The organism is Halopseudomonas salina (assembly GCF_008641105.1).
The window spans coordinates 1-20,891 of the sequence record NZ_VTTI01000020.1 but is presented as its reverse complement, the minus strand read 5'-3'; the positions used below and the strand labels follow the sequence as shown (position 1 = coordinate 20,891).

Sequence of the window (20,891 nt, the reverse complement as noted above, 5' to 3'; positions counted from 1 at the left end):
GTTTCTTGGTCATGACACACCTCCTGCTAGGGGCTACCTAACTATAGAAGGTGTCTACTGGTTGTGGGTAACTCGGATGGCTAACGCCTGGGTCAGAGCAAAGACATGTTCTGGCTGATAGTTGCCAACCAAAGCGCTCTGGATAGTCTCAATGCTCGACTTGCAGCGAGTATCACGCATGGCTGCCAATGCTGCTTCGCTCCGCTCACCAGCAACAATAGCCCGGATTATCCTCATGCCAGTGGCCCCAGTAATATCTGCTACTACATGGTGCAATTGGATGTTCATGTGAGTAAGCGCTTTCTGCATGTGCTGGATATGGGCGGCAGCGTAATCCAAATGCCGTTCCCTCAAGCGTAGGTAGCTACGTAAAGCAGCGATCTCACGATCCGGATGAAAACTTGCACGGAGCAAGCCGCAGGCATGCAGGCGCTGAATCCATTGCGCGTCATTAACGTCGGTCTTGCGACCAGGAACGGCTCGAGCATCGCGGGCGTTGGCCAATACGACGTGCAAACCGTGGCTTTCCAGAATCTCGTAGACGGGAATCCAGTACACCCCTGTGGACTCCATCGCTACGGTAGTAACCCCGATATCGGCCAACCATTGAGCCATGCACTCGAGGTCAGCTGTGAACGCTCTAAACGTTCGCACAGGTTGCTCAGCAAGGTCGGCTGGGACCGCCACGACATGGAAGCGAGATCCGATATCTATGCCGGCTGCGTGGTCATTGATGACCGGTAAACCGTTACGTACTGAGTTGAGCTTCTTCATGAGAATCCTCCAGCAAAGAAGTACTGGACGGGGACTCGGATCAGATCACATTCCTAAACGGGGTCGCCAAAAGGCGCCACCAATAACGGGTCCGCAGCTTCCCCTGGATCATGTTTTTTGACGGGGACTAAGCCTCCAAAGAGCTAACGATCACTGTCCAGCAGAAGAAGTCTAGCTGGGACTCAGCGGAGCGGAAGTGTTTCTAATCTAGTGGGCCGCGGAGCGCCGGGGAGGCGGTTTTTTAGAGCATCGCAATACCTGTCAACAAAGCTAGGTACAGATTCCTTCATTTCCCAATCACGAAAGTCGATGCAGAGTATGATTTCTAGTTCGCATCGCCCTTGTTTTTTGTTAATTTTAACGAAGTCGACTCTCTTAAACTCAGATCTCGGGCTCTGGAAAACAATACTGCACGACTCCGGAAGCTCAGTGGGGGAGACGTTTCTTAAGCGCATCAAATGAAATTTTTTGTACAGCTTTTCTTCCGACTGTGGGGCGATATCTATCGAGTACATATAGCCATCAGGTGGCTCGGAAGAATACCACGCCTCCACTTCAATACCGCCTATCTGTAGGGTCCTCTTCACAGATTCCATATGATAATCCTTCCTTTAATATTTAAGGCGCAATTGATAGGAGAAGGCTGGGATAAAAGAGTGTTTCTACCGAGAATTTTCATCTGACCACAATTACCAGGTTCCTGTTGTTCAAGAGATTTTGCGTTGGGTCTCTTTGTAGGCTACTAATCCGAGCGATTTTGCTATCAAGCCTAATAGCTTAATGTCAATATGTTTGGTCGTTGGGCTCTCGTAGATATACCGCCACTTAACAAAGGGGTCGTCCCCTAGATTAATTAAGTGCTCGCGGAACAAATCTTTACTAGTATTCTGGACCGCGAGGTCCGAAAAGCATTCTACGATTAATAGTTGATAGGTATTATCCAGTCGATCAAATAGTTCTGAATATTTATGGCCTCGGAGATTGTCTTCAATTTCACCAAGATCGGATTTAGATCGAGCCGCGGGCTTTTCTATGGCTATGAAGAATTTAAGTAGAAGCTCGATAGCGAAGCTGCGACACATTATTGCAGGTGCTATGAACTCTGTTGCCTTGGTAGTGATAATCGTGGAGAGTATGATTTCTGCTGACTCGTTGTAACAGTTGGCTAGGTCATACAGGGTCTTGTATAGTGGTTTGCTTGGCCTTACCAAGGTACCACGACTGCTTTCCTCGCCAGTACCGGATCGGTTCATATGACTCAAGATCCTGACTATTGGAATGGGTCAGCAAAATTTATAAAAACTAAACAAAGGCGTATTGCTCTGCGATTAATGTTCATCTGACCCCATTTATTCTCTTTAGAAAAATAAATCTGTCCCCTTTACTCCTGGTAGCGCGGTGGCAGTCGCTGCAGCTCTACTTCTGAGAGAAGCTCAGGAGCGATAGGTCCGACGGGGAACACAACTCCACGGTTGTTTAGAATCTGGATAGCTTTTTTCTGCCAGGTAGCAAAAGGTTCGCCTCGGCCTTCTGATACTTCCACGTATCTACCTAGCTGGCGCAATCGGTAGCTGTAGCCTTTTTCTAGTAGCTGGACAACGCGCTCGAATTGATTGAAGGATGCGGCGTAAGTCGCAATAGTCCCCCCAAACTTGTCCATGGGACGATTAATATCTGCTTTTTCCAACAGCAATTCCCAATGCCGCCAATCATCTGCCTCGATCCCGCGTGACAATGCTTGCGTAAGCCCGGTGCGCTCGGATTTTAGATCAAAAACGTTAGCTTCGGCCCCCGCTTCCAGCAATGCCTTGAGCGGCCCTGGGTCACTGCGACCTGCCGCAATGTACACTACAGAACTAAATTCATCGCCTATGGCCTGATTTGGGTCTGCCCCAACCTTAAGGAGCGCTTGGACACCCTCGACGCTATCACAACTCACGGCCCACGCCAGAGGTGTAAGCCCTTCCAACCCTGACCCGTTTGGATTTACGCCGGAGCTGGCATAAAGGTTAACGGTCTCTGCGTCGCCTCGGCAAGCAGCTTCTGCGATCCGCCGCAGGGACGCGTCTTCAAAAACGTCTTTGGCGGTCATTCTACCTACGCTATGTTCCAAGCCTGCTACTTGTTGCGTTCCCGCCAACAAGGCTATAAAGAACAACCAAGATCGAGGGTGAATAAAACCGGCGAACGTTCTTATTCCATATCGATTCATTATTGGCTCCACTGCCTGTGGTGAGATGTGCTTGCCATCGAACATATCATCGTTTCCATAAGATGCTGGTGAACCATTTTTTTTAAGAATATTTCCGTTCATGTGAGTATGCATCACCAAAAAAACTAGAAAATAAATCTGTTCCCTTTATTTCTTAAAATAAATCTGTCCCCTTTATTTTATGTCCCATTTATTTCTTCTTTTTTGATAGATATTTATCGAAACGGCCATCTAACGCTCCGGCTCGAGACGTATAATGTGAGTGGTGATCAAGGTCAGGTCTGGCTTTTTGCCATACCGGCCGTCCCGGCATTGCAAAAGGCAAGACATGACCCCCGGCTTCCCCGATAAATTCAGCGCCGGGCAACCACCGATGCGGGGGAGGGCAAAAGGCAAGACCAGATCCCGGTTACTCCTCGATCAAAAATGCATTGCTGCCTGCTCGTATTTAGATAGCTGGCATACTCGCCCCTTCAATTGTTCTATGCCATAGCCAGAAACATTAATTGGCTGCATAGTACCTCCACCTGAAATATTTTCAGACCACCAAAATCTCGCTTCTGTGTCACGAAAATTAAGCCATGCTCTTTGTGCGTCTCTTAATAACAATTTTTCTTCAGCAGGGAGAATGTCCATCAGCTCGCGATACACACGATTTAATTCTCTGTCCCAGCCTTCATGAGCGTTTCCTTGGGCATTACGAATATCCACCGTGGTTCCGCCGCTTTGCTCCAACTCAAGCGCGAATTGGTCGTCGATAGGGTGAATGCGGCCAGTGTCACAGAACACATCTGCAGCGTACGACCATGGCGCAAATGTTGCGAGTGCAATAATAAAGAATATCGTTTTCATTATGGATCCATTAGTGCCGAGGGGTGGCTTATTCAGGTCAGGATATTATCATCTTCGGACAAGGGATGAGGGCAATAGGGTGGCAAGGTATCTGACCCCGATCCGGCACCTTAATCCTGTGGTGGCTCATTTAAGCTTTTGATCAAGCGCTCTAAATAAAGCTACTTCCCAATTGGCTGCGGTAAGGTTTGCTGCGACAGTCTTTTTGTTTACGATCTCAACCCGTGTTTTGGTATTTCTTTGAATAGGTTCAACAAAGATTGCAACGTTCTCCCCGTAACTGAAGGCGGTCATGGATCTTTGAGCCAAAATCTTCCCTTCTGTTTTATTTGCTGACACTAAGTCTAGTTTTGAGCTTATTACCACTTCCTTTGTCGATTGCCACACAGTATCAAAATCTTTCTCGTAAACTTTAGTAGTACCTTGTCCTTTTGCAGCTTGCGCGTCTGCCAGTGTTGAACATCCGGAGATAAGAAAAGTAGACATTAAAATAATAACCGAAATTGAGCGTAACATTGAGTATCCCTATAGTTGTTAAGAAATAAAAGCGTTAAACAAATATATCCACTTCGTTTTTGCAATAAATTTTTCAGTCTTGCTTGGAGTTAGCTGACTTTACCATTGTATATGACGGTGGTTGCGCCTTCTTTCTTGATGCTCAACTTATTCCCTTCAGCAAAGGCTTCGACAGTCTCTGAGCAGCCATCAATGCTGGCTTTGCTATCAACATATTCACCTTTAGTGTCGTAGCTGAAGACGTATGTCGTCGCCGGGCAGGAGTTGCCACTTTCGCCTGTTGAGACAACCAAAACGTATCTATCTGGTCCGAATGCATAAACTTTTTCGATTTTAACATAGCCTGTAGCTTCGGGATCTTCTACAACCTGTTCCATGAGGTTTGCTACACCAGCTCTGGATTGGTAATTGAGAGCGGTGCCAAGATCCATATAGGCCGTATCGAATGGGCCTGCCGTATCACCAGAAATCAGTATGGCTTCATATTCAATGCTTGGAGCTGCTGGCGCTGCCGCTTCGGAAATCGGGGCGTCTAAAGTCTGCGATCCAGGTGAAATGCACTGACCGCTTTCGCAAATCCGATCCCCCTTGCAATCCGTATCCTTTCCGCACATAGACGGGGGCTGGTTTGTCTGCGCGGTATCTTCTTCGACCTTATCGCATCCTGCAACGGCTAAGGTTAGCATCGTGACGAGAATAATATTTTTCAAAGTAAAGTCCTTGTAGTTAATAGATCGTGATTATTAACCAGATACTTGCCCTGGTCGAATGAAGTGACCCTGAAGTGCTCATCTGGCCCCAGTTACGCCTAATCACGTTATAGAGGATAAGAGCTTCTCTTTCTCTTTTTTAAATTCGTTAGAATCTAAAATCTTCGCCCTGGCCTCTTTAAACTCCTCATCTGACAAAGCGCCTAAAGTGAAGAACTTTTCCAACCTCTCTAATAAATCGAAAAGGGGCGTTTGCGACAATGCTGGAATTACATTGTTTGAGATGTCTTTTTTATCGCTAAGCTCTTTAATCCACTTGTTGGCAAGACTCGCCATGGCTTTGACAGTTGACTTGTGGCAGTTGTCAATAACCAGCATTCTGTTTCCTAGATCAATAGATATTTTCCCTAACACAAAGCCTTGAGAAGCCGAGACAGCTTGTACACGCTCGTGGCGAATACTCTGAGAGTCGACAGAACTTGTAAGCATCGCTGCATCAAGAAAAAGAAATCTGTCGCTTGTGAGCGCAACAAGCCATGTATTGGTTCCAAAATCGAATGTATTGGATGTATCGCTCTGTTTCATGACTCCTGATGTTAAAGCAAAAACAGTTTCATTTTTTTCTAAATACTCTGGCAGGACATTCAGTTCTTTTCTCGTGCCAAAAGAGTCGAGTTCAACGTCATTTAGTTGGCAAATGGATTTCCAATCTCTAGTCTTGGTGTGCTCAGCGTATTTTTCGTAATTTTCCATTCTTTGTCCATTTTTAATTGGAGTATGGCGATTGGCGATTAGCTTAAATGCACTTGCATGCAGTTAGCGGGTATTCCAGTACGTTAGTCCGGGCAGGTCTTCTCGCTTAGCTAAACAATAAACTGTTTATCTCACGCTAACAGTTACCTTATGAAGGAGAGAATGCTTGAAGTATAAGACCAAGGGCATCCATGCCACCAAAGAGGGGACTGCGCGTCAGCAGCTACTGGCATAGTGCTACGGTTTTATAGCCGGGCGCAACGAAAAATCCCCGCCCATAGCCAACAACCGCCCGCAGCTATCCGCAGCGCAGTTGGGTTCTATCTAGAGGGGAAGGGGTAAAACAACCGGAGCAGAACGCCCCGGCTTTAGTTCGGAGGTATCAACCCCGCCGACGAAACAACGGCTGTGGCTGATCAGTAGCCGCCTGATACACCTCTGAAAAGTCCTTCAGACTCTGCAGGGCTTCCTCGGCATTACGGTCTTCACGAATCACATAGGCATCAAAGCCGCAGCGTTTCATGAGGAACAGCTGATCGCGCAGTACGTCGCCGATGGCGCGGACTTCGCCTTTGTAGCCGTAGCGGTCGCGCAGCAGGCGGGCGTTGGAGTAGCTGCGGCCGTCGCTGAATACCGGGAAGTTCAGTGCGACGACCTGAAAGTGTTCCAGGTCGTCGGCAATGGCTTCCACTTCTTCATCGCTGTTCAGCCACACGCCGAGGCCGCCATCGCGGGCTTTGAGGGCGTGGGCGTGATCCAGCCACAGGGCCAGCGGTACGATCAGGTCGTCACAGTTGGACATGCCATCCAGGGTGGTGTCGGCTGGCAGCAGGTGCCAGGTTTCCCTGACCAGTGCTTCGCCCTTAATGAGTTGCTGCATATACACGCTCCTTGAAGGGGTCCATGCCGATACGCTGGAAGGTGTCGATGAAGTTCTCTTCCGGTGTGCGTTTCTCCAGGTATACATCCACTACCTTGGTGACCACGGCGGGCATTTCTTCGGCGGCGAAGGAGGGGCCGAGGATCTTGCCGATAGCGGCGTTGCGACCACTTTCGCCACCCAGGGAGACCTGGTAGAACTCGGCGCCTTTCTTGTCCACACCCAGAATGCCGATATGGCCGACGTGGTGGTGGCCACAGGCGTTCATGCAGCCGGAGATATTCAGGTCCAGATCGCCGATGTCGTGCAGGTAATCCAGGTCATCGAAGGTGCGCTGGATGGCTTCGGCAATCGGGATGGACTTGGCGTTGGCCAGGGAGCAGAAGTCGCCACCGGGGCAGCAGATAATGTCGGTCAGCAGGCCGATGTTCGGCGTGGCGAAGCCTTGTTCCTTGGCGGCCTGCCAGAGTGCGTGCAGGTCGGCCTGGCGTACGTCGGCCAGTACCAGGTTCTGCTGGTGGGTCACGCGCAGCTCGCCGAAGCTGAAACGGTCGGCCAATTCGGCAGCAGCGTCCAGTTGGCGATCGTTAGCGTCACCGGGTGCAACAGCGGTCGGTTTGAGCGACAGGGTAACGGCGGCGTAACCGGGCACCTTGTGGGCGTGCACGTTGCGCAGGGCCCAGTTGTTGAAGCCCTTGTCCGCTTGACGCTGTGCCAGGTAGGCGTCGTCGTCACCACGCAGGGTTTCGTAAGCGGGCGCGCTGAAGTGGGTTGCGACGCGCTTGAGCTCATCTTCGGTCAGGGTGGTCGGGCCATCCTTGGTGTGCTGCCATTCGGCTTCCACACGCTCGGCAAACACGGCCGGGGTCAGGGCCTTGACCAGAATCTTGATGCGCGCCTTGTACTTGTTATCGCGACGGCCATAGCGGTTGTAAACACGCAGGATGGCGTCGAGATAGCTGAGCAGGTGCTGCCAGGGCAGGAAGGCATTGATCTCGCTGCCTACCATGGGCGTGCGACCCAGACCGCCGCCAACCAGCACGCGGAAGCCGATTTCGCCAGCATCGTTCTTGACCACGTTCAAACCTATGTCGTGCACGCCGATGGCGGCACGGTCTTCGGTGGCGCCGTTGACGGCGATCTTGAACTTGCGCGGCAGGAAAGCGAATTCCGGGTGGAAGGTCGACCACTGACGGATGATCTCGCACCAGGGGCGCGGATCCACCAGCTCGTCTGCGGCCACGCCGGCAAACTGGTCGGTGGTGGTGTTACGAATGCAGTTGCCGCTGGTCTGGATGGCGTGCATCTGTACTTCGGCCAGGTGCGCGAGAATATCCGGCACGTCTTCAAGGGCAGGCCAGTTGAACTGTACGTTCTGGCGGGTACTGAAGTGGGCGTAGCCTTTGTCGTATTCGCGGGCAATAAAAGCCAGCTTGCGCATCTGCGTGGAGGAGATCAGGCCGTACGGAATGGCGATACGCAGCATGGGTGCATAACGCTGAACGTAAAGGCCGTTCTGCAGGCGCAGCGGCAGGAATTCGGGGTCGGTCAACTCGCCGGCCAGATAGCGGCGGGTCTGATCGCGGAACTGTGCTACACGTTCCTCGACAATCCGTTGGTCATACTCGTCGTAGATATACATTCTGACAACCTGTCGGTAGTAAGGTTGGGGAGCGCGAAAAAGGACGCAGCTCTACCCATTCGGCCGAAACTTGAGGCGGGAAGATAGCAAATTTTCGATATGCACAAAAGGAATGTTTATGTATATGTTTAGATCAGTTTGGAAGGGTTTGTCGGCCCTGTGCAGCCTTTATATGCACTAATGCTCCGCATGTTTGACAGTTACGCCATCACCAGCTTAACGTATCGCCTGTATAGACCCAAAGTTGTTTACAAAAACAAGAAAGGACATGGCCATGAACGAGCAAGAAATGCAGGATTCAGGTAATAACACCGATAGCCACCTTGATGCCTTTGCGGCGGTGGCGCTGATTCTGATTGCCGTGGCGACTGCCGTTTTCTGGGTTAGCCAGCACTAAGCGAATTCCGACTTCGCCCGGCTCCGGGCGAAGTGTTCGGGTTTGTCATCGCCAGGCAAATGAGCCTCTTCGCTACAGTCCCGCCAGATACAACACCAGATTTACCACTGCGACAATAATCAGTACGAAAGCCAGCGTAAAGCCGATCCCGAGCAGAATGAAATGGCTAGGCTTGCCCTTGGTGAAGTCGCGCTCGCGCGCCTTGCTGCTCTGCACACCAAGAGCTGCCCATAATACGCTCATGAAGGTCTGGCCGAAGGTCATGCCGCCTTCGTGCTCTTCTTTTTTCTGATCCTGCTGATCACCCGTGCTCCCAGTGCTCATAGTCTCTCCGGCCTGTGTTTTGTCAGATGATCGCACATCGGGCGTCATATGCGAATGTCTGCCCAATGCCGGCGGCGCCAGACCAGTGCAAAGATGACCGAGTTGGCGGCGCGGTAGCAGCTTTGCAGTATCCAGATGGTCAGTAGCCCGCCGCCCAGTACCGGCCCGGCCAGATACGCCAGCGGCAGAAATACCAGCCACTGGCTGCCCAGATTCACCGCCATCACTGTGCGGCTTGCGCCGGCGCCCAGCAGGGCCTGGGTGAGCACCAGGGCGGTGGCATCTAGCGCCATGCCGATGCCGGTTACCCGCAAGGGCCATTCGCCGAGCGCCAGCAGCTCCGGGTCCTGGGTGAACAGGCTCAACACCAGATGGGGTGCCAGCCAGAAGGGCATGCCCATCACAAACAGCGCACACACGGCAACGCGCGCCACATCCCACCCCCAGCGGTAGGCTTCTTCGGGTTTGCTGTCCCCCAGGCTGTGGGAGACCAGGGTAGTGGCGGCCATACCCAGGCCGACGCCCGGCAGGATCAGAAACAGCGAGAGGTTGACCAATACGTGGGCGATTGCCAGTTCGGAGGTGCCAATCTGCGCAACGATCCAGAACAGAGTGGTGATGCCGGTGGCGAAAAAGAACTGCTGCAGGGAGTTGGGAACTGACAGGCGCAGCATGGCGCGGATATCACGACTGCGCGGTCGTGTGCGCAAAAATCCGTGGTGACGCCCCTTGTGCCAGGTGATGGCCACGTACATACCGGCGCCGATAAACATGGCAATACAGGTACCCAGGCCCGAGCCGGCTGCGCCCAGCTCGGGTAAGCCGAAGCGGCCGAAGATCAGGCCGTAGCTGATCAGCACGTTGAGCAGATGCATGACGATCAGAATCTGCAGATACAGTCCGGTCTGGCGTATGCCGTTCCAGTAACCACGAAAGGCAAAGTTGGCCCCTACCGCGAATATGGCCAATGCCCGCCACTGGAAGTAACCGGTACCGATCTCCTGCACCGCGGTGTCTGCAGATAGAAAGGCCATGATATTGGCCGCCTGAAACCAGCCAATCAGTGTGAGGGGTATCGCCAGGATGAGGGCAATCAGCAGGCCTTCGTTGAGCGGCCGGGCCAGGTGCGCGGTATTACCCTCGCCGCGCCGCCGCGCCACCATGGCTTGCACGCCGGCGCCCAGACCCATGACCAGCGCTACCGCCATGAAGTTGATGTAACTGCCCAGACCCACGCCGGCCAGAGCCGCACTGCCCAGACTGCCGACCATGGCCGCATCCACCAGATTCAGCAGGCTCTGGCTGAGCATGCCGCCCATGATCGGCAAGCCCAGAAAGGTGATGGTTCTGAGCTTGTCGCGGCCTGGCAGGATCGACATCAGCCGATCAGTTGTCGTAGGACAGGTTCGGCGAGAGCCAGCGTTCGGTGACGCTCAAGGGAGCGCCCTTGCGCTCGCTGTAGGATTCGACCTGATCCTTGGTGATCTTGCCGACGGCGAAGTACTTGGACTGCGGATGGGAGAAGAACCAACCGCTAACCGCCGCGGTCGGGAACATCGCAAAGCTCTCGGTCAGGGTCACGCCGCAGTTGCTTTCCGGGTCCAGCAGACTGAACAGCGTGCTCTTTTCGGTATGATCCGGGCAGGCTGGATAGCCCGGCGCCGGACGGATGCCCTGGTACTTCTCGCGAATCAGTGCGTCGTTATCCAGGTCTTCCTGCTCGATGTAGCCCCACAGCTCGGTACGTACCTTGCGGTGCAGCCACTCGGCGCAGGCTTCTGCCAGGCGGTCAGCCAAGGCCTTGACCATGATGGCGTTGTAGTCGTCGTCCTTGTCTTCGTACTGCTTGGACAATTCTTCAGCACCGATACCGGCTGTGGTGATAAAGCCGCCGATATAGTCCTGTTTGCCGGAGTCCTTTGGCGCAACAAAGTCCGCCAGGCTCATGCTCGGCTTCTTGTCCGGAGTCACATTCTGCTGACGCAGCTGATGCAGTTTGGCCAGGGGCTGGCCGTCGGCGTCCTGCAGTTCAATATCATCATCGTCAACCTGGTTGGCCGGCCAGAATCCAACTACGGCCTTGGCCTTGATCTGCTTCTCGTCGATCATGCGCTTGAGCATGGCCTGGGCATCGGCAAACAGGGAGCGGGCCGCTTCACCCACCACGTCATCTTCGAGGATGCGCGGATACTTGCCGGCCAGATCCCAGGAGATAAAGAAGGGCGTCCAGTCGATGAATTCGGCGATCTCTGCCAGATCGATATCGTCCAGGGTGCGTGTGCCGGTGAAGGACGGGGCAGGGGGCTCATAGCTATCCCAGTCCAGTTGAAACTTGTTTGCGCGGGCCTGCTCGTAGCTCAGGTACTCGGTGCGGGCCCGGCGGTTGGCGGTGCGCTCGCGGACCACTTCATATTCGGCGCGAATTTTTGCCACGTAGTCCGGCTTGATCTCCTTGGACAGCAGGCTGGTTGCCACGCCGACTGCGCGCGAGGCGTCGGTCACGTAGATCACTGCATCGTTCTTGTAGTGCGGGTCGATCTTGACCGCGGTGTGCGCCTTGGAGGTGGTCGCGCCACCGATCATCAACGGCAGGGAAAAGCCCTGGCGCTGCATTTCCTTGGCAACATGCACCATTTCGTCCAGCGAGGGCGTAATCAGACCGGACAGGCCAATGATGTCGCACTTCTCGGCGATGGCGGTCTTGAGAATCTTTTCTGCCGGGACCATCACGCCCATATCGACCACGTCATAGCCGTTACAGCCAAGTACCACGCCGACGATGTTCTTACCGATGTCGTGCACGTCGCCCTTGACTGTGGCCATGAGGATCTTGCCCTTGGCTTCTGGCTTGTCGCCTTTTTCTGCTTCGATAAAGGGAATCAGGTGGGCCACGGCCTGCTTCATGACGCGGGCCGATTTGACCACCTGGGGCAGGAACATCTTGCCGGCGCCAAACAGATCACCGACGATATTCATGCCGGCCATCAGCGGGCCTTCGATCACCTCGATCGGGCGGGCACATTGCTGGCGGGCCTCTTCGGTGTCCTCGACGATCCAGGCTGTGATGCCCTTGACCAGGGAGTGCTCCAGACGCTTGTTCACGTCCAGGCTGCGCCACTCTTCGGTCTCGGCTTCCTTGACGCTGCCATCGCCTTTGTACTCGTCGGCAATGGCCAGCAGGGCGTCGGTAGCTTCCGGATTGCGGTTGAGCACCACGTCTTCAACAATGTCGCGCAGCTTCTTGGGGATTTCGTCATAGATCTCCAGCTGGCCGGCGTTGACGATACCCATGTTCAGGCCGGCGCGGATCGCGTGCAGCAAAAACACCGAGTGGATGGCTTCACGCACCGGGTTGTTGCCGCGGAACGAGAACGAGACGTTGGATACACCGCCCGAGGTCAAGGCGTGGGGCAGCTCGGCGCGGATGTAGGCGCAGGCGTTGATAAAGTCGACTGCGTAGTTGTTGTGCTCTTCGATGCCGGTGGCGATGGCGAAGATATTCGGATCGAAGATGATGTCCTGGGGCGGAAAACCGATCTCGTCGACCAGGATGTCGTAGGAGCGCTTGCAGATCTCGCGCTTGCGCTGCTCGGTGTCGGCCTGGCCTTTCTCGTCAAAGGCCATGACCACCACTGCCGCGCCATAGCGCTTGCACAGGCGCGCCTGCTGCTTGAACTGCTCAACGCCTTCCTTCATGGAAATGGAGTTGACGATGCCCTTGCCCTGAATGCACTTGAGTCCGGCTTCGATGACTTCCCACTTGGAGGAGTCGATCATGATCGGCACGCGGGAAATATCCGGTTCGCCGGCAATCAGGTTGAGGAAGGTGACCATGGCCGCCTTCGAATCCAGCATGCCTTCGTCCATGTTGATGTCGATGATCTGCGCGCCGGATTCGACCTGCTGCAGCGCGACTTCCAGGGCTTCGGTGTAGTTGTCTTCCCTGATCAGCCGGGCAAAACGAGCAGAACCGGTGATGTTGGTACGCTCACCCACGTTGACGAACAGCGAGCTGCGATCAATGGTGAAGGGTTCCAGACCCGATAGGCGGCAGGCCTTGGGGATGTCCGGTATGGCCCGCGGCGGATAGCTCGCTACGGCCTCGGCAATGGCGCGGATGTGCTCGGGTGTGGTGCCGCAGCAACCGCCGACGATGTTCAGAAAGCCTGCTTCGGCAAACTCTTCAATAACCGCTGCGGTCTGCTCGGGCGTTTCGTCGTACTCGCCGAATTCGTTGGGCAGGCCCGCGTTGGGGTGCGCGGAAATATGCGTGTCGGCCTTGTTCGAGAGCTCTTCCAGGTACGGGCGTAGATCCTTGGCACCCAATGCGCAGTTCAAACCGACTGAAATCGGCTTGGCGTGGGCGATGGAGTTCCAGAAGGCTTCGGTGGTCTGGCCCGACAGGGTGCGGCCGGAGGCATCGGTAATGGTGCCGGAGATCATGATCGGCAATTCAAAACCCTGCTGCTCGAAGACTTCCTGCACCGCAAAGATCGCCGCCTTGGCGTTCAGGGTGTCGAAGATGGTCTCGATCAGAATCAGGTCGACGCCGCCCTCGATCAGGCCCTTGGTCGACTCGATGTAGTCGGCTACCAGCTCATCAAAGGTCACGTTGCGATAGCCGGGGTTGTTCACATCCGGAGAGATGGAGCAGGTGCGGCTGGTCGGCCCCAGTACGCCGGCAACAAAACGTGGGCGGTCAGGCGTTTCAGCGGTTTTCTCGTCACAGACCCGGCGAGCCAGGCGTGCGCCTTCGACGTTCAGCTCGTAGGCCAGGTCCTGCATGCCGTAGTCGGCCTGGGATACCCGGGTGGAGTTGAAGGTGTTGGTCTCGATGATGTCCGCGCCGGCGTCAAGGTAGGCCTTCTCCATCGCCGCGATGGCGTCGGGCTGGCTCAATACCAGCAGGTCGTTATTGCCCTTGAGGTCCGAAGGCCAGTCGGCAAAGCGCTCACCACGAAAATCCGTCTCCTCGAATTTGTAGCTCTGGATCATCGTACCCATACCGCCGTCGAGAATCAGAATCCGCTGACTCAGGGCAGAATGAAGTGCTTGGAGGCGGGCAGAACGCTCAGACATGGTGGCTCCGAAGGTGTACGCAAAGCCGGCAAGTTTAACAGATAAGCGCCGGGCAGGTGGTAAACAGGTGTATGGCAAGTTGTGGCCAGTCGCTACAGGAACTTTCGGCCTGTCGCCGGTCACAGGAAAGACATTCTGTTTCTGTAGGAGTTTACACATGGCTACTTCCCTTGAAGGCAAGCGCGTTGCAATTCTGGTAACCGATGGTTTCGAGCAGGTGGAACTGACCAGTCCGAAGGACGCGCTCGAGAAAGCGGGTGCAAAGGTCGAGATTGTTTCGGACGAATCCGGTGAGGTGCGGGGCTGGAATCACACGGATCCGGCGGATGCATTCAAGGTCGATACCACTTTCGATCGTGTGCGCAGCGATCAATACGACGCGGTGCTGCTACCGGGCGGTGTGATCAATGGCGACAACATCCGGATCAATGAAAAGGCCCGTACTTTTTTGCGCGACGCGGCTGGGGATAACAAGCCCATTGCGGTGATCTGCCATGGTGGCTGGATTCTGGCCTCTGCCGATCTGGTCAAGGGCAAGCGCATGACCAGCTGGCCCTCGCTGGAAGATGACCTGCGTAATGCCGGTGCCCATTGGGTCGATGAGGAAGTGGTGGTTGATGGCTCGCTGATCAGTAGCCGCAAGCCCGATGACCTGCCAGCATTCAATCAGGCGCTGATTTCAGCCATGGGCAGTTGAGCCAATAATACCCTACCAAAAAGGTATGTCTTTATCCGCGCGCTTTGATCCCGTACAATGCCGTCAAACAGACATTGAATACGAGGCACTATAATGGCAGGCATTCACCTCACCAAGGCAGCGGAAGAGTATCTGGCCGAATTACTGGCCAAGCAGGATACGCCCGGTATCGGGATACGGGTGTTCATCACGCAGCCGGGCACGCCCTATGCGGAAACCTGTATCGCCTATTGCAAGCCAGGTGAGGAGAAACCCGAAGACAGAACGATCGAGCTTGAGTCTCTCAAGGTGTGGATCGATGCTGTCAGCGAGCCCTTTCTCGAAGACGCTGTTGTCGACTTTGCCACCGACCGCATGGGTGGCCAGCTGACCATCAAGGCGCCGAACGCCAAGGTGCCGATGGTCAACGATGACAGCCCGCTGAATGAGCGCATCAACTACTTGTTGCAAACCGAGATCAACCCCGGTCTGGCCAGTCACGGTGGCGAGGTCAAGTTGATTGACGTGGTCGAAGACGGCGTTGCGGTATTGCAGTTCGGCGGCGGCTGTCAGGGTTGCGGCATGGTGGATGTGACCCTCAAGGAAGGCATCGAAAAGACCATGATTGCGCGGATTCCCGAGATCACAGGGGTACGCGATGTAACGGACCACACCGTGAAGGAAAACGCCTTTTACTAAGCGCTTTAAAGCCGGGTTCAGAAACCGCCATGACGGCCGATAAGGGATATACTGTGCGGTATATCAACTAGCATTCATCAGTGAGGTTTGTCATGGCCGGAGTTCTGGATACAGTAGATCAGCGCACCCGGCTGGTAGGCGAGAACCGCCTGGAAATATTGCTGTTCAGGCTCGCCGGACAGCAACTGTTTGCTCTCAACGTATTCAAGATCCGCGAAGTATTGCAGCTGCCCCGCCTGACTCAGCTACCGGCGCGCGCGCCCCACGTGGTGGGTGTGATTCACCTGCGCGGTCAGACTATCCCCGTTATTGATCTTTCCGGCGCCATCGGCATGCGGCCCCAGGCTGTCACGCCTGAAAGCACTATCATCGTCACCGAATACAACCGTTCCGTGCAGGCCTTTCTGGTCGGCAGCGTCGATCGCATCATGAACCTGAACTGGGATGCGGTACTGCCGCCGCCCCGTGGTGCAGGGCGCTCCCATTATCTGACAGCGATCACCCGCCTCGACGACAACCGGCTGGTCGAAATCATTGATGTGGAGAAAGTGCTCGCTGAAATAGTGCCCTTTAATGCCAAGGTCAGTGATGGCCTGCTGGATGAGGCGCTGTTGAACAAGGCGCGTGGGCGTGAAGTGCTGCTGGTGGATGATTCGCCTACCGGTATCGCCCAGCTCAAGGAAACCCTCTCGCAACTGGACCTGACTTTGCACGTGGAGACCGACGGCTTGCGGGCCTTGAAGCGACTGCAGGGGTGGGCGGATGAAGACCCGAATATTGCGTCCAGGCTGCTGATGGTGATCACCGATGCCGAGATGCCCGAGATGGACGGCTACCGTCTGACGTCGGAGATCCGCAAGGACCCGCGCTTGAGCGCGCTTTACGTGGTGCTGCATACCTCGCTGTCGGGCAACTTCAACAAGGCGATGGTCGAGAAGGTCGGCTGCGACGGCTTCCTCTCCAAATTCCAGCCCGACCAACTGGTAGAAGTGGTCCGCGAGCGGCTCAGGTTGATCGATGCCTGAGCTGCCCTGAGCGCTACGTGCTCAGTCACCAACTACACGCCCCGTTGCACGGGGCGTTGTTGTTTCTAAGGCCGGTAGGCTTCCAGGTAACGCTCATGCTGTTCCATTACCGGCTGGCGAATACCCATCTTCTGACCGTAGATCACCGCGTAACTCAACACGCTCTGCACGTAGGTGCGGGTCTCGTCGAAGGGGATTGTCTCGATCCAGATATCGGAGGGGATAGTGGGCATCTCGCGAGTCCACTGGCGCACGCGGCCGGGGCCGGCGTTATAGGCTGCCGAGGCCAGCACCCGGTTGCCCCGGAACATGCTATTCAACTGCGACAGGTAAGCGGTGCCCAGGGCAATGTTGCGCTCAGGAATCAGCAGTTCATTTGGGTGCCCCAGGCTGATGTCATACCGTCTGGCAGTTTCCCGCGCGGTAGCTGGCATCAACTGCATCAGACCCGTCGCACCGGCGTGGGAGCGGGCATCGGCCATAAAGGCGCTTTCCTGGCGGGTGATGGCATACACCCAGGTTGAATTCAGCTGGCGGGCGGCAGCCTGGGCGCGGATCGGCTCCTGGTAGGCCATCGGGAAGCGGATATCCAGATCGTCCCAGTGTTGCGCCAGACTGATGCCGCGGATAGCTGGAAAGTACCATTCCATCTCGCGGGCCATCATGGCCTGGGCAATCAGCTCCTCGCGGCTGAATATCTTGCCGACGTGGTACCACTCGCGGCGTGCATCGACCACCTGGCCGCGCGCGTAGAATTCCCTGGCGCGGCGTATGCCGCCGGCCTTGCTTACCCGCGCAAATACGGCTGGTTCAACCTGAGCGGTCTGGTGGCGCAGGGCGTAGGGCTGGTTGCTGCGCTCGGCGGCCAGAAAGCCATAGAAGTCCCGTTCGTTGGCCAGCTCCTGGTAATCGTGGCGCAGCTCACCGACCTCCGGGCGCGCCAGTTGGGCGCTGCGCAGTTGCCAGTAACGCCAGCGGCTCTGGTTACCCAGTGAGGCGGGCAGGTTGCTGGTCAATTGTTGAGCGGTTTGCCATTGCCCTGTACGCAGGGCCAGGCGGATACGCCATTCGGTGACCTGGTCATCCAGCATCTGGGGATCGTTGGCGGCCATGAAGGCCAACGCTTCGGGTGCATGCCTTTTGGCCATACGCACACCGATGTCTCGGGTGATGGCCAGACGGTCTTCCTGTTTATAGGGCAGGTCGCTGTAATAGGGCCAGAAGGCCAGAGCCCGTGCGGGATCGTCGCGGCTCAGGCGGCGCAGCGATACGGTTGCAATATCCGCCATTTTGTCGGCGGGCTGACCCGCGCTGGGGCGGTAGCGTTCACTCTCGACCAGTTTTTCGGGACCGGTGGCCGTATTCACGAAGAGTTCGGCAAGGGGCGTCTGCCCCGGCATGTAGCGCACCAGATAGCGTGCCAACGCGTCCTGGCGATAGAGCAGGGCTTCACGGATGCGTGCCCAGGCGACGTCTTCGGTCAGGCCGCCGGCCTCACGCCAACGGTCAAAGAGCGGATCGCAGGCGTTGGGCTGGGAGCGGCCTACGGTCCAGAGCTCGGCTGCGCGGCTCATGGCGGCGCTCTGGTTGCCCTCACGCCAGCTTTGCAACGCCAACTGACAGTCAAATTCGGCAGCCTGGCTGGCGGTGTCGTAGTTTTTGCGCAGACGGCTCCAGTCGCCCTCGCGTACCAGGCGGCGCAGCCAGTCATTCTTCAGGCGCTGAGCAAAGGGCAGGTCGCCATGGGAGACCAGAAAGTCCTCGATTTCCCGATGGGGTGCCGTTTTGACTCGCGTTTGAAGCGATTCCAGTAAAAGGTAGGGATACAGAGGGTAATCCCGCAAGCCTGCAAGCAGACTGGCGTAACGCTGCTGCTGGCCGGCCTTGAGAGCGGCCATGGCCTGGTCATAGGTCTGCCGCTGCTGCTGGATATCCGCTTGCGCAGGCAGGCTGGAGCCCAGCAGGGTTGCCAACAGTAGAGCGGTGAGGGTTTTCAGTAGTGCGGGAAAATAGAGCTGCATCATGGGTCCCGAGCGGGGTGGAGCGAAAAATGGGCAATCCAGGTGTGCGGTCGACTGACATTCCGCAACGAATCTCAAGCTTAGCTGTTTGTCAGGCACCGTCATAGGGGGCGTCGACAAAGTGTTCAACTATGGCATGCAGCGCCCGAGCACAGCAGGTAGAATGCCGTCCTGAACAATCAAAAGGTGTTATATGGCGCTGCTTTCGTTTACCGATGTATCCCTGGCCTACGGGCTCAATCCGCTGCTGTCGAAGGTAGGCTTCCAGCTTGAACGCGGGGAGCGCGTGTGTCTGATCGGACGCAACGGAGCCGGCAAGTCGAGCCTGTTCAAGCTGCTCAACGGCGAACAGCCCGCTGATGAGGGGGAAATCTGGTATGCGCCGGGTCTGAAGATCGGCCAGCTGCCACAGGAGCTGCCCAAGGCCGATGACAGCATCGTTTACGACGTGGTCGCCCGCGGTCTGGCAGGCGTCGGCGAGCTGCTTGCCGAATATCACCACCTGATTACCGGTGAGATGGGCGACGCCGAGCTGGCGCAGTTGGAAAAGGTACAGGAGCGTCTGGAAGCAAAGGACGGCTGGCGGCTGGACCAGTTGGTAGAGACCACTTTGACCAGACTGGGTCTGCCGGCAGACAAGAAAATGTCCGAGCTGTCCGGTGGCTGGCGTCGCCGCGTGCTGCTCGCCCAGGCACTGGTCGCCGAGCCTGATGTACTGCTGCTGGACGAACCGACCAACCACCTGGATATCCATACCATTGCCTGGCTGGAACAGGTGCTGCTTGATTTTCGCGGCGCTGTGCTCTTTATTACCCACGACCGTCAATTCCTGCAGGCGCTTGCTACACGCATCATGGAGCTGGATCGCGGGCAGTTGATCGACTGGCAGGGCAATTACGTCAGCTTCCTGGAGCATAAAGAGCAGCAGCTCGCTGCAGAGGCTACAGCCAATGCGCTGTTCGACAAGCGACTGGCCCAGGAAGAAGTCTGGATCCGCCAGGGAATCAAGGCTCGCCGCACCCGTAATGAGGGTCGCGTACGTGCGTTGAAGGAAATGCGCAATGAGCGCGCCCAGCGCCTGGAGCGTCAGGGCAAGGCCAGCTTCCAGCTGGAGACGGCAGACTCCTCGGGCAAGCGGGTTATCGAACTGGATAACGTCAGCTTTGCCTGGCTGGGTCACGTGCCATTGGTACGCAATCTGGACCTGAACGTTATGCGCGGCGATCGGATTGGTCTGATCGGTAACAACGGCTCGGGCAAGAGTACCTTGCTCAAGTTGCTGCTCGGTCAGCTCGAGCCGACCAGCGGTACCGTCAAGCACGGCACCAAGCTAGAGGTTGCCTACTTCGACCAGCTTCGCGCCCAGTTGAACCTGGAGCAGACGGTCATCGATAACATCTCCGAGGGCCGCGACTTTATCGAGATCAACGGCGAGCGTCGCCATGTGATCAGCTATCTGGGTGACTTCCTGTTCTCGCCCGAGCGTGCGCGCACACCAGTGAAGGCGCTCTCCGGTGGTGAGCGGGCGCGGTTGCTGCTGGCGCGTCTGTTCAGCAAGCCCGCCAACATGCTGGTGCTCGACGAACCGACCAACGATCTGGACGTGGAAACCCTGGAGTTGCTGGAAGAAGTGCTCTCCGGCTTTGACGGTACCGTGCTGCTGGTCAGCCACGACCGGGCCTTCCTGGACAACGTGGTGACCAGCTCGCTGGTGTTCGAGGGTCACGGCAAGGTACGCGAGTACGTAGGTGGCTACGCCGACTGGTTGCGCCAGGGCGGCAAGGTCGAGTCGCTGGCCGAATGGGATTCCGGGGCCATGGCACCTGATACCCCTGAGGCGCCCGCTGCTCCGGAACCCGCCCCGGCAGCGCCCGCCATTGCCCCAACAGCAGCCCCGGCCCAGCCGAAGGTCAAGTTGAGCTACAAGCTGCAACGCGAACTCGATGCCTTGCCCGCGCAGATGGAAAAGCTCGAAACCGAGCTTAAGGCGATACAGGCGCAGGTGAGTGAAGCCAGCTTCTATCAGCAGTCCGTGGAAAAAACCACCGATGTGCTGGCAAAAATGGAGTTGAAACAGGCCGAGTTGGATAAGGCGATGGAGCGCTGGGCGGAGCTTGAGGATATGGCGGGGGGCTAGGCATTCGGACCAATCGTCATCCTCGCGAAGGCGGGGATCCATTGGGTGGTGCGGCGCGCGCGGAGCTGGTCCGGAACTGCGGAAGGTCAAAATGGATTCCGCGTGCGCGGGAATGGCGACAGAGTATCAGGGCGCGCAGGGGTATTGGCTAGACACCGCTTGGATTCCCGCCTTCGCGGGAATGACGGTATGTG

General features: G+C 56.1%; 16 protein-coding genes and 1 pseudogene. 5 read left to right on the top strand and 12 right to left on the bottom strand.

All coding sequences use genetic code 11. The annotated features are described in order from the left end of the window. Positions 1 to 75: 75 nt before the first annotated feature. The 8 genes and pseudogenes from FZF01_RS18995 to FZF01_RS18960 all read right to left on the bottom strand — a co-directional run. Positions 76 to 774 (bottom strand): annotated as a pseudogene (locus FZF01_RS18995) (IS110 family RNA-guided transposase); the annotation flags it as partial. 1,381 nt (positions 775 to 2,155) lie between these two features. Further along, positions 2,156 to 3,100: an ankyrin repeat domain-containing protein gene (locus FZF01_RS18990; protein ID WP_150279424.1), complete on the bottom strand. Its 945-nt coding sequence runs from the start codon at positions 3,098 to 3,100 to the stop codon at positions 2,156 to 2,158. A gap of 306 nt (positions 3,101 to 3,406) precedes the next feature. Beyond that, positions 3,407 to 3,838, bottom strand: a complete 432-nt coding sequence (locus FZF01_RS18985) for a lysozyme inhibitor LprI family protein (RefSeq protein ID WP_150279423.1) — start codon at positions 3,836 to 3,838, stop codon at positions 3,407 to 3,409. A gap of 126 nt (positions 3,839 to 3,964) precedes the next feature. Continuing rightward, positions 3,965 to 4,354 (bottom strand): hypothetical protein, encoded by a 390-nt coding sequence (locus FZF01_RS18980; RefSeq protein ID WP_150279422.1) that lies wholly within the window; start codon positions 4,352 to 4,354, stop codon positions 3,965 to 3,967. A gap of 89 nt (positions 4,355 to 4,443) precedes the next feature. Continuing rightward, positions 4,444 to 5,064, bottom strand: coding sequence for a hypothetical protein (locus tag FZF01_RS18975; protein WP_150279421.1), 621 nt, complete (start codon positions 5,062 to 5,064; stop codon positions 4,444 to 4,446). Between the two features lie 102 nt (positions 5,065 to 5,166). Further along, positions 5,167 to 5,817 (bottom strand): PH domain-containing protein, encoded by a 651-nt coding sequence (locus tag FZF01_RS18970; protein WP_150279420.1) that lies wholly within the window; start codon positions 5,815 to 5,817, stop codon positions 5,167 to 5,169. 382 nt (positions 5,818 to 6,199) lie between these two features. After that, positions 6,200 to 6,697: a DUF934 domain-containing protein gene (locus FZF01_RS18965; protein WP_150279419.1), complete on the bottom strand. Its 498-nt coding sequence runs from the start codon at positions 6,695 to 6,697 to the stop codon at positions 6,200 to 6,202. Then, positions 6,681 to 8,339, bottom strand: a complete 1,659-nt coding sequence (locus FZF01_RS18960; protein ID WP_150279418.1) for a nitrite/sulfite reductase — start codon at positions 8,337 to 8,339, stop codon at positions 6,681 to 6,683. Before FZF01_RS18960 ends, FZF01_RS18965 begins: the two co-directional genes overlap by 17 nt. 274 nt (positions 8,340 to 8,613) lie before the next feature. On the opposite strand from FZF01_RS18960, the gene FZF01_RS19715 reads away from it, so the two are divergent. Next, entirely contained in the window at positions 8,614 to 8,736 is a 123-nt protein-coding gene (locus FZF01_RS19715; RefSeq protein ID WP_263363818.1) for a hypothetical protein, read from the top strand. A gap of 72 nt (positions 8,737 to 8,808) precedes the next feature. Here FZF01_RS19715 and FZF01_RS18955 read toward each other — a convergent pair whose 3' ends face one another. From FZF01_RS18955 to metH, 3 genes are all read right to left on the bottom strand, one after another. Beyond that, the gene (locus FZF01_RS18955; RefSeq protein WP_150279426.1) at positions 8,809 to 9,000 is read right to left on the bottom strand and encodes a DUF2970 domain-containing protein; all 192 of its coding nucleotides are present in this window, start codon (positions 8,998 to 9,000) and stop codon (positions 8,809 to 8,811) included. Between the two features lie 104 nt (positions 9,001 to 9,104). Beyond that, positions 9,105 to 10,439 (bottom strand): MATE family efflux transporter, encoded by a 1,335-nt coding sequence (locus tag FZF01_RS18950; RefSeq protein WP_223825564.1) that lies wholly within the window; start codon positions 10,437 to 10,439, stop codon positions 9,105 to 9,107. Positions 10,440 to 10,446: 7 nt separating this feature from the next. Continuing rightward, on the bottom strand, positions 10,447 to 14,139 hold the full coding sequence (gene metH, locus FZF01_RS18945) for a methionine synthase (protein WP_150279417.1): 3,693 nt from the start codon (positions 14,137 to 14,139) through the stop codon (positions 10,447 to 10,449). Between the two features lie 157 nt (positions 14,140 to 14,296). Between metH and FZF01_RS18940 the strand changes: the two genes are divergently transcribed. The 3 genes from FZF01_RS18940 (at position 14,297) to FZF01_RS18930 (ending at position 16,539) form a co-directional block, all read left to right on the top strand. Then, positions 14,297 to 14,836, top strand: coding sequence for a type 1 glutamine amidotransferase domain-containing protein (locus FZF01_RS18940; RefSeq protein WP_150279416.1), 540 nt, complete (start codon positions 14,297 to 14,299; stop codon positions 14,834 to 14,836). A 93-nt stretch (positions 14,837 to 14,929) separates the two neighbouring features. Then, entirely contained in the window at positions 14,930 to 15,514 is a 585-nt protein-coding gene (gene nfuA / locus FZF01_RS18935) for a Fe-S biogenesis protein NfuA (protein ID WP_150279415.1), read from the top strand. Between the two features lie 92 nt (positions 15,515 to 15,606). Next, entirely contained in the window at positions 15,607 to 16,539 is a 933-nt protein-coding gene (locus FZF01_RS18930) for a chemotaxis protein (RefSeq protein WP_150279414.1), read from the top strand. A 65-nt stretch (positions 16,540 to 16,604) separates the two neighbouring features. On the opposite strand, the gene FZF01_RS18925 is transcribed toward FZF01_RS18930, so the two are convergent. Beyond that, positions 16,605 to 18,560, bottom strand: a complete 1,956-nt coding sequence (locus tag FZF01_RS18925) for a transglycosylase SLT domain-containing protein (RefSeq protein WP_150279413.1) — start codon at positions 18,558 to 18,560, stop codon at positions 16,605 to 16,607. Between the two features lie 193 nt (positions 18,561 to 18,753). Here FZF01_RS18925 and FZF01_RS18920 point away from each other — a divergent pair, with 193 nt between their 5' ends. After that, a complete protein-coding gene (locus FZF01_RS18920) occupies positions 18,754 to 20,697 on the top strand; it encodes an ATP-binding cassette domain-containing protein (protein WP_150279412.1) in 1,944 nt (647 codons plus the stop codon). Positions 20,698 to 20,891: the final 194 nt, after the last annotated feature.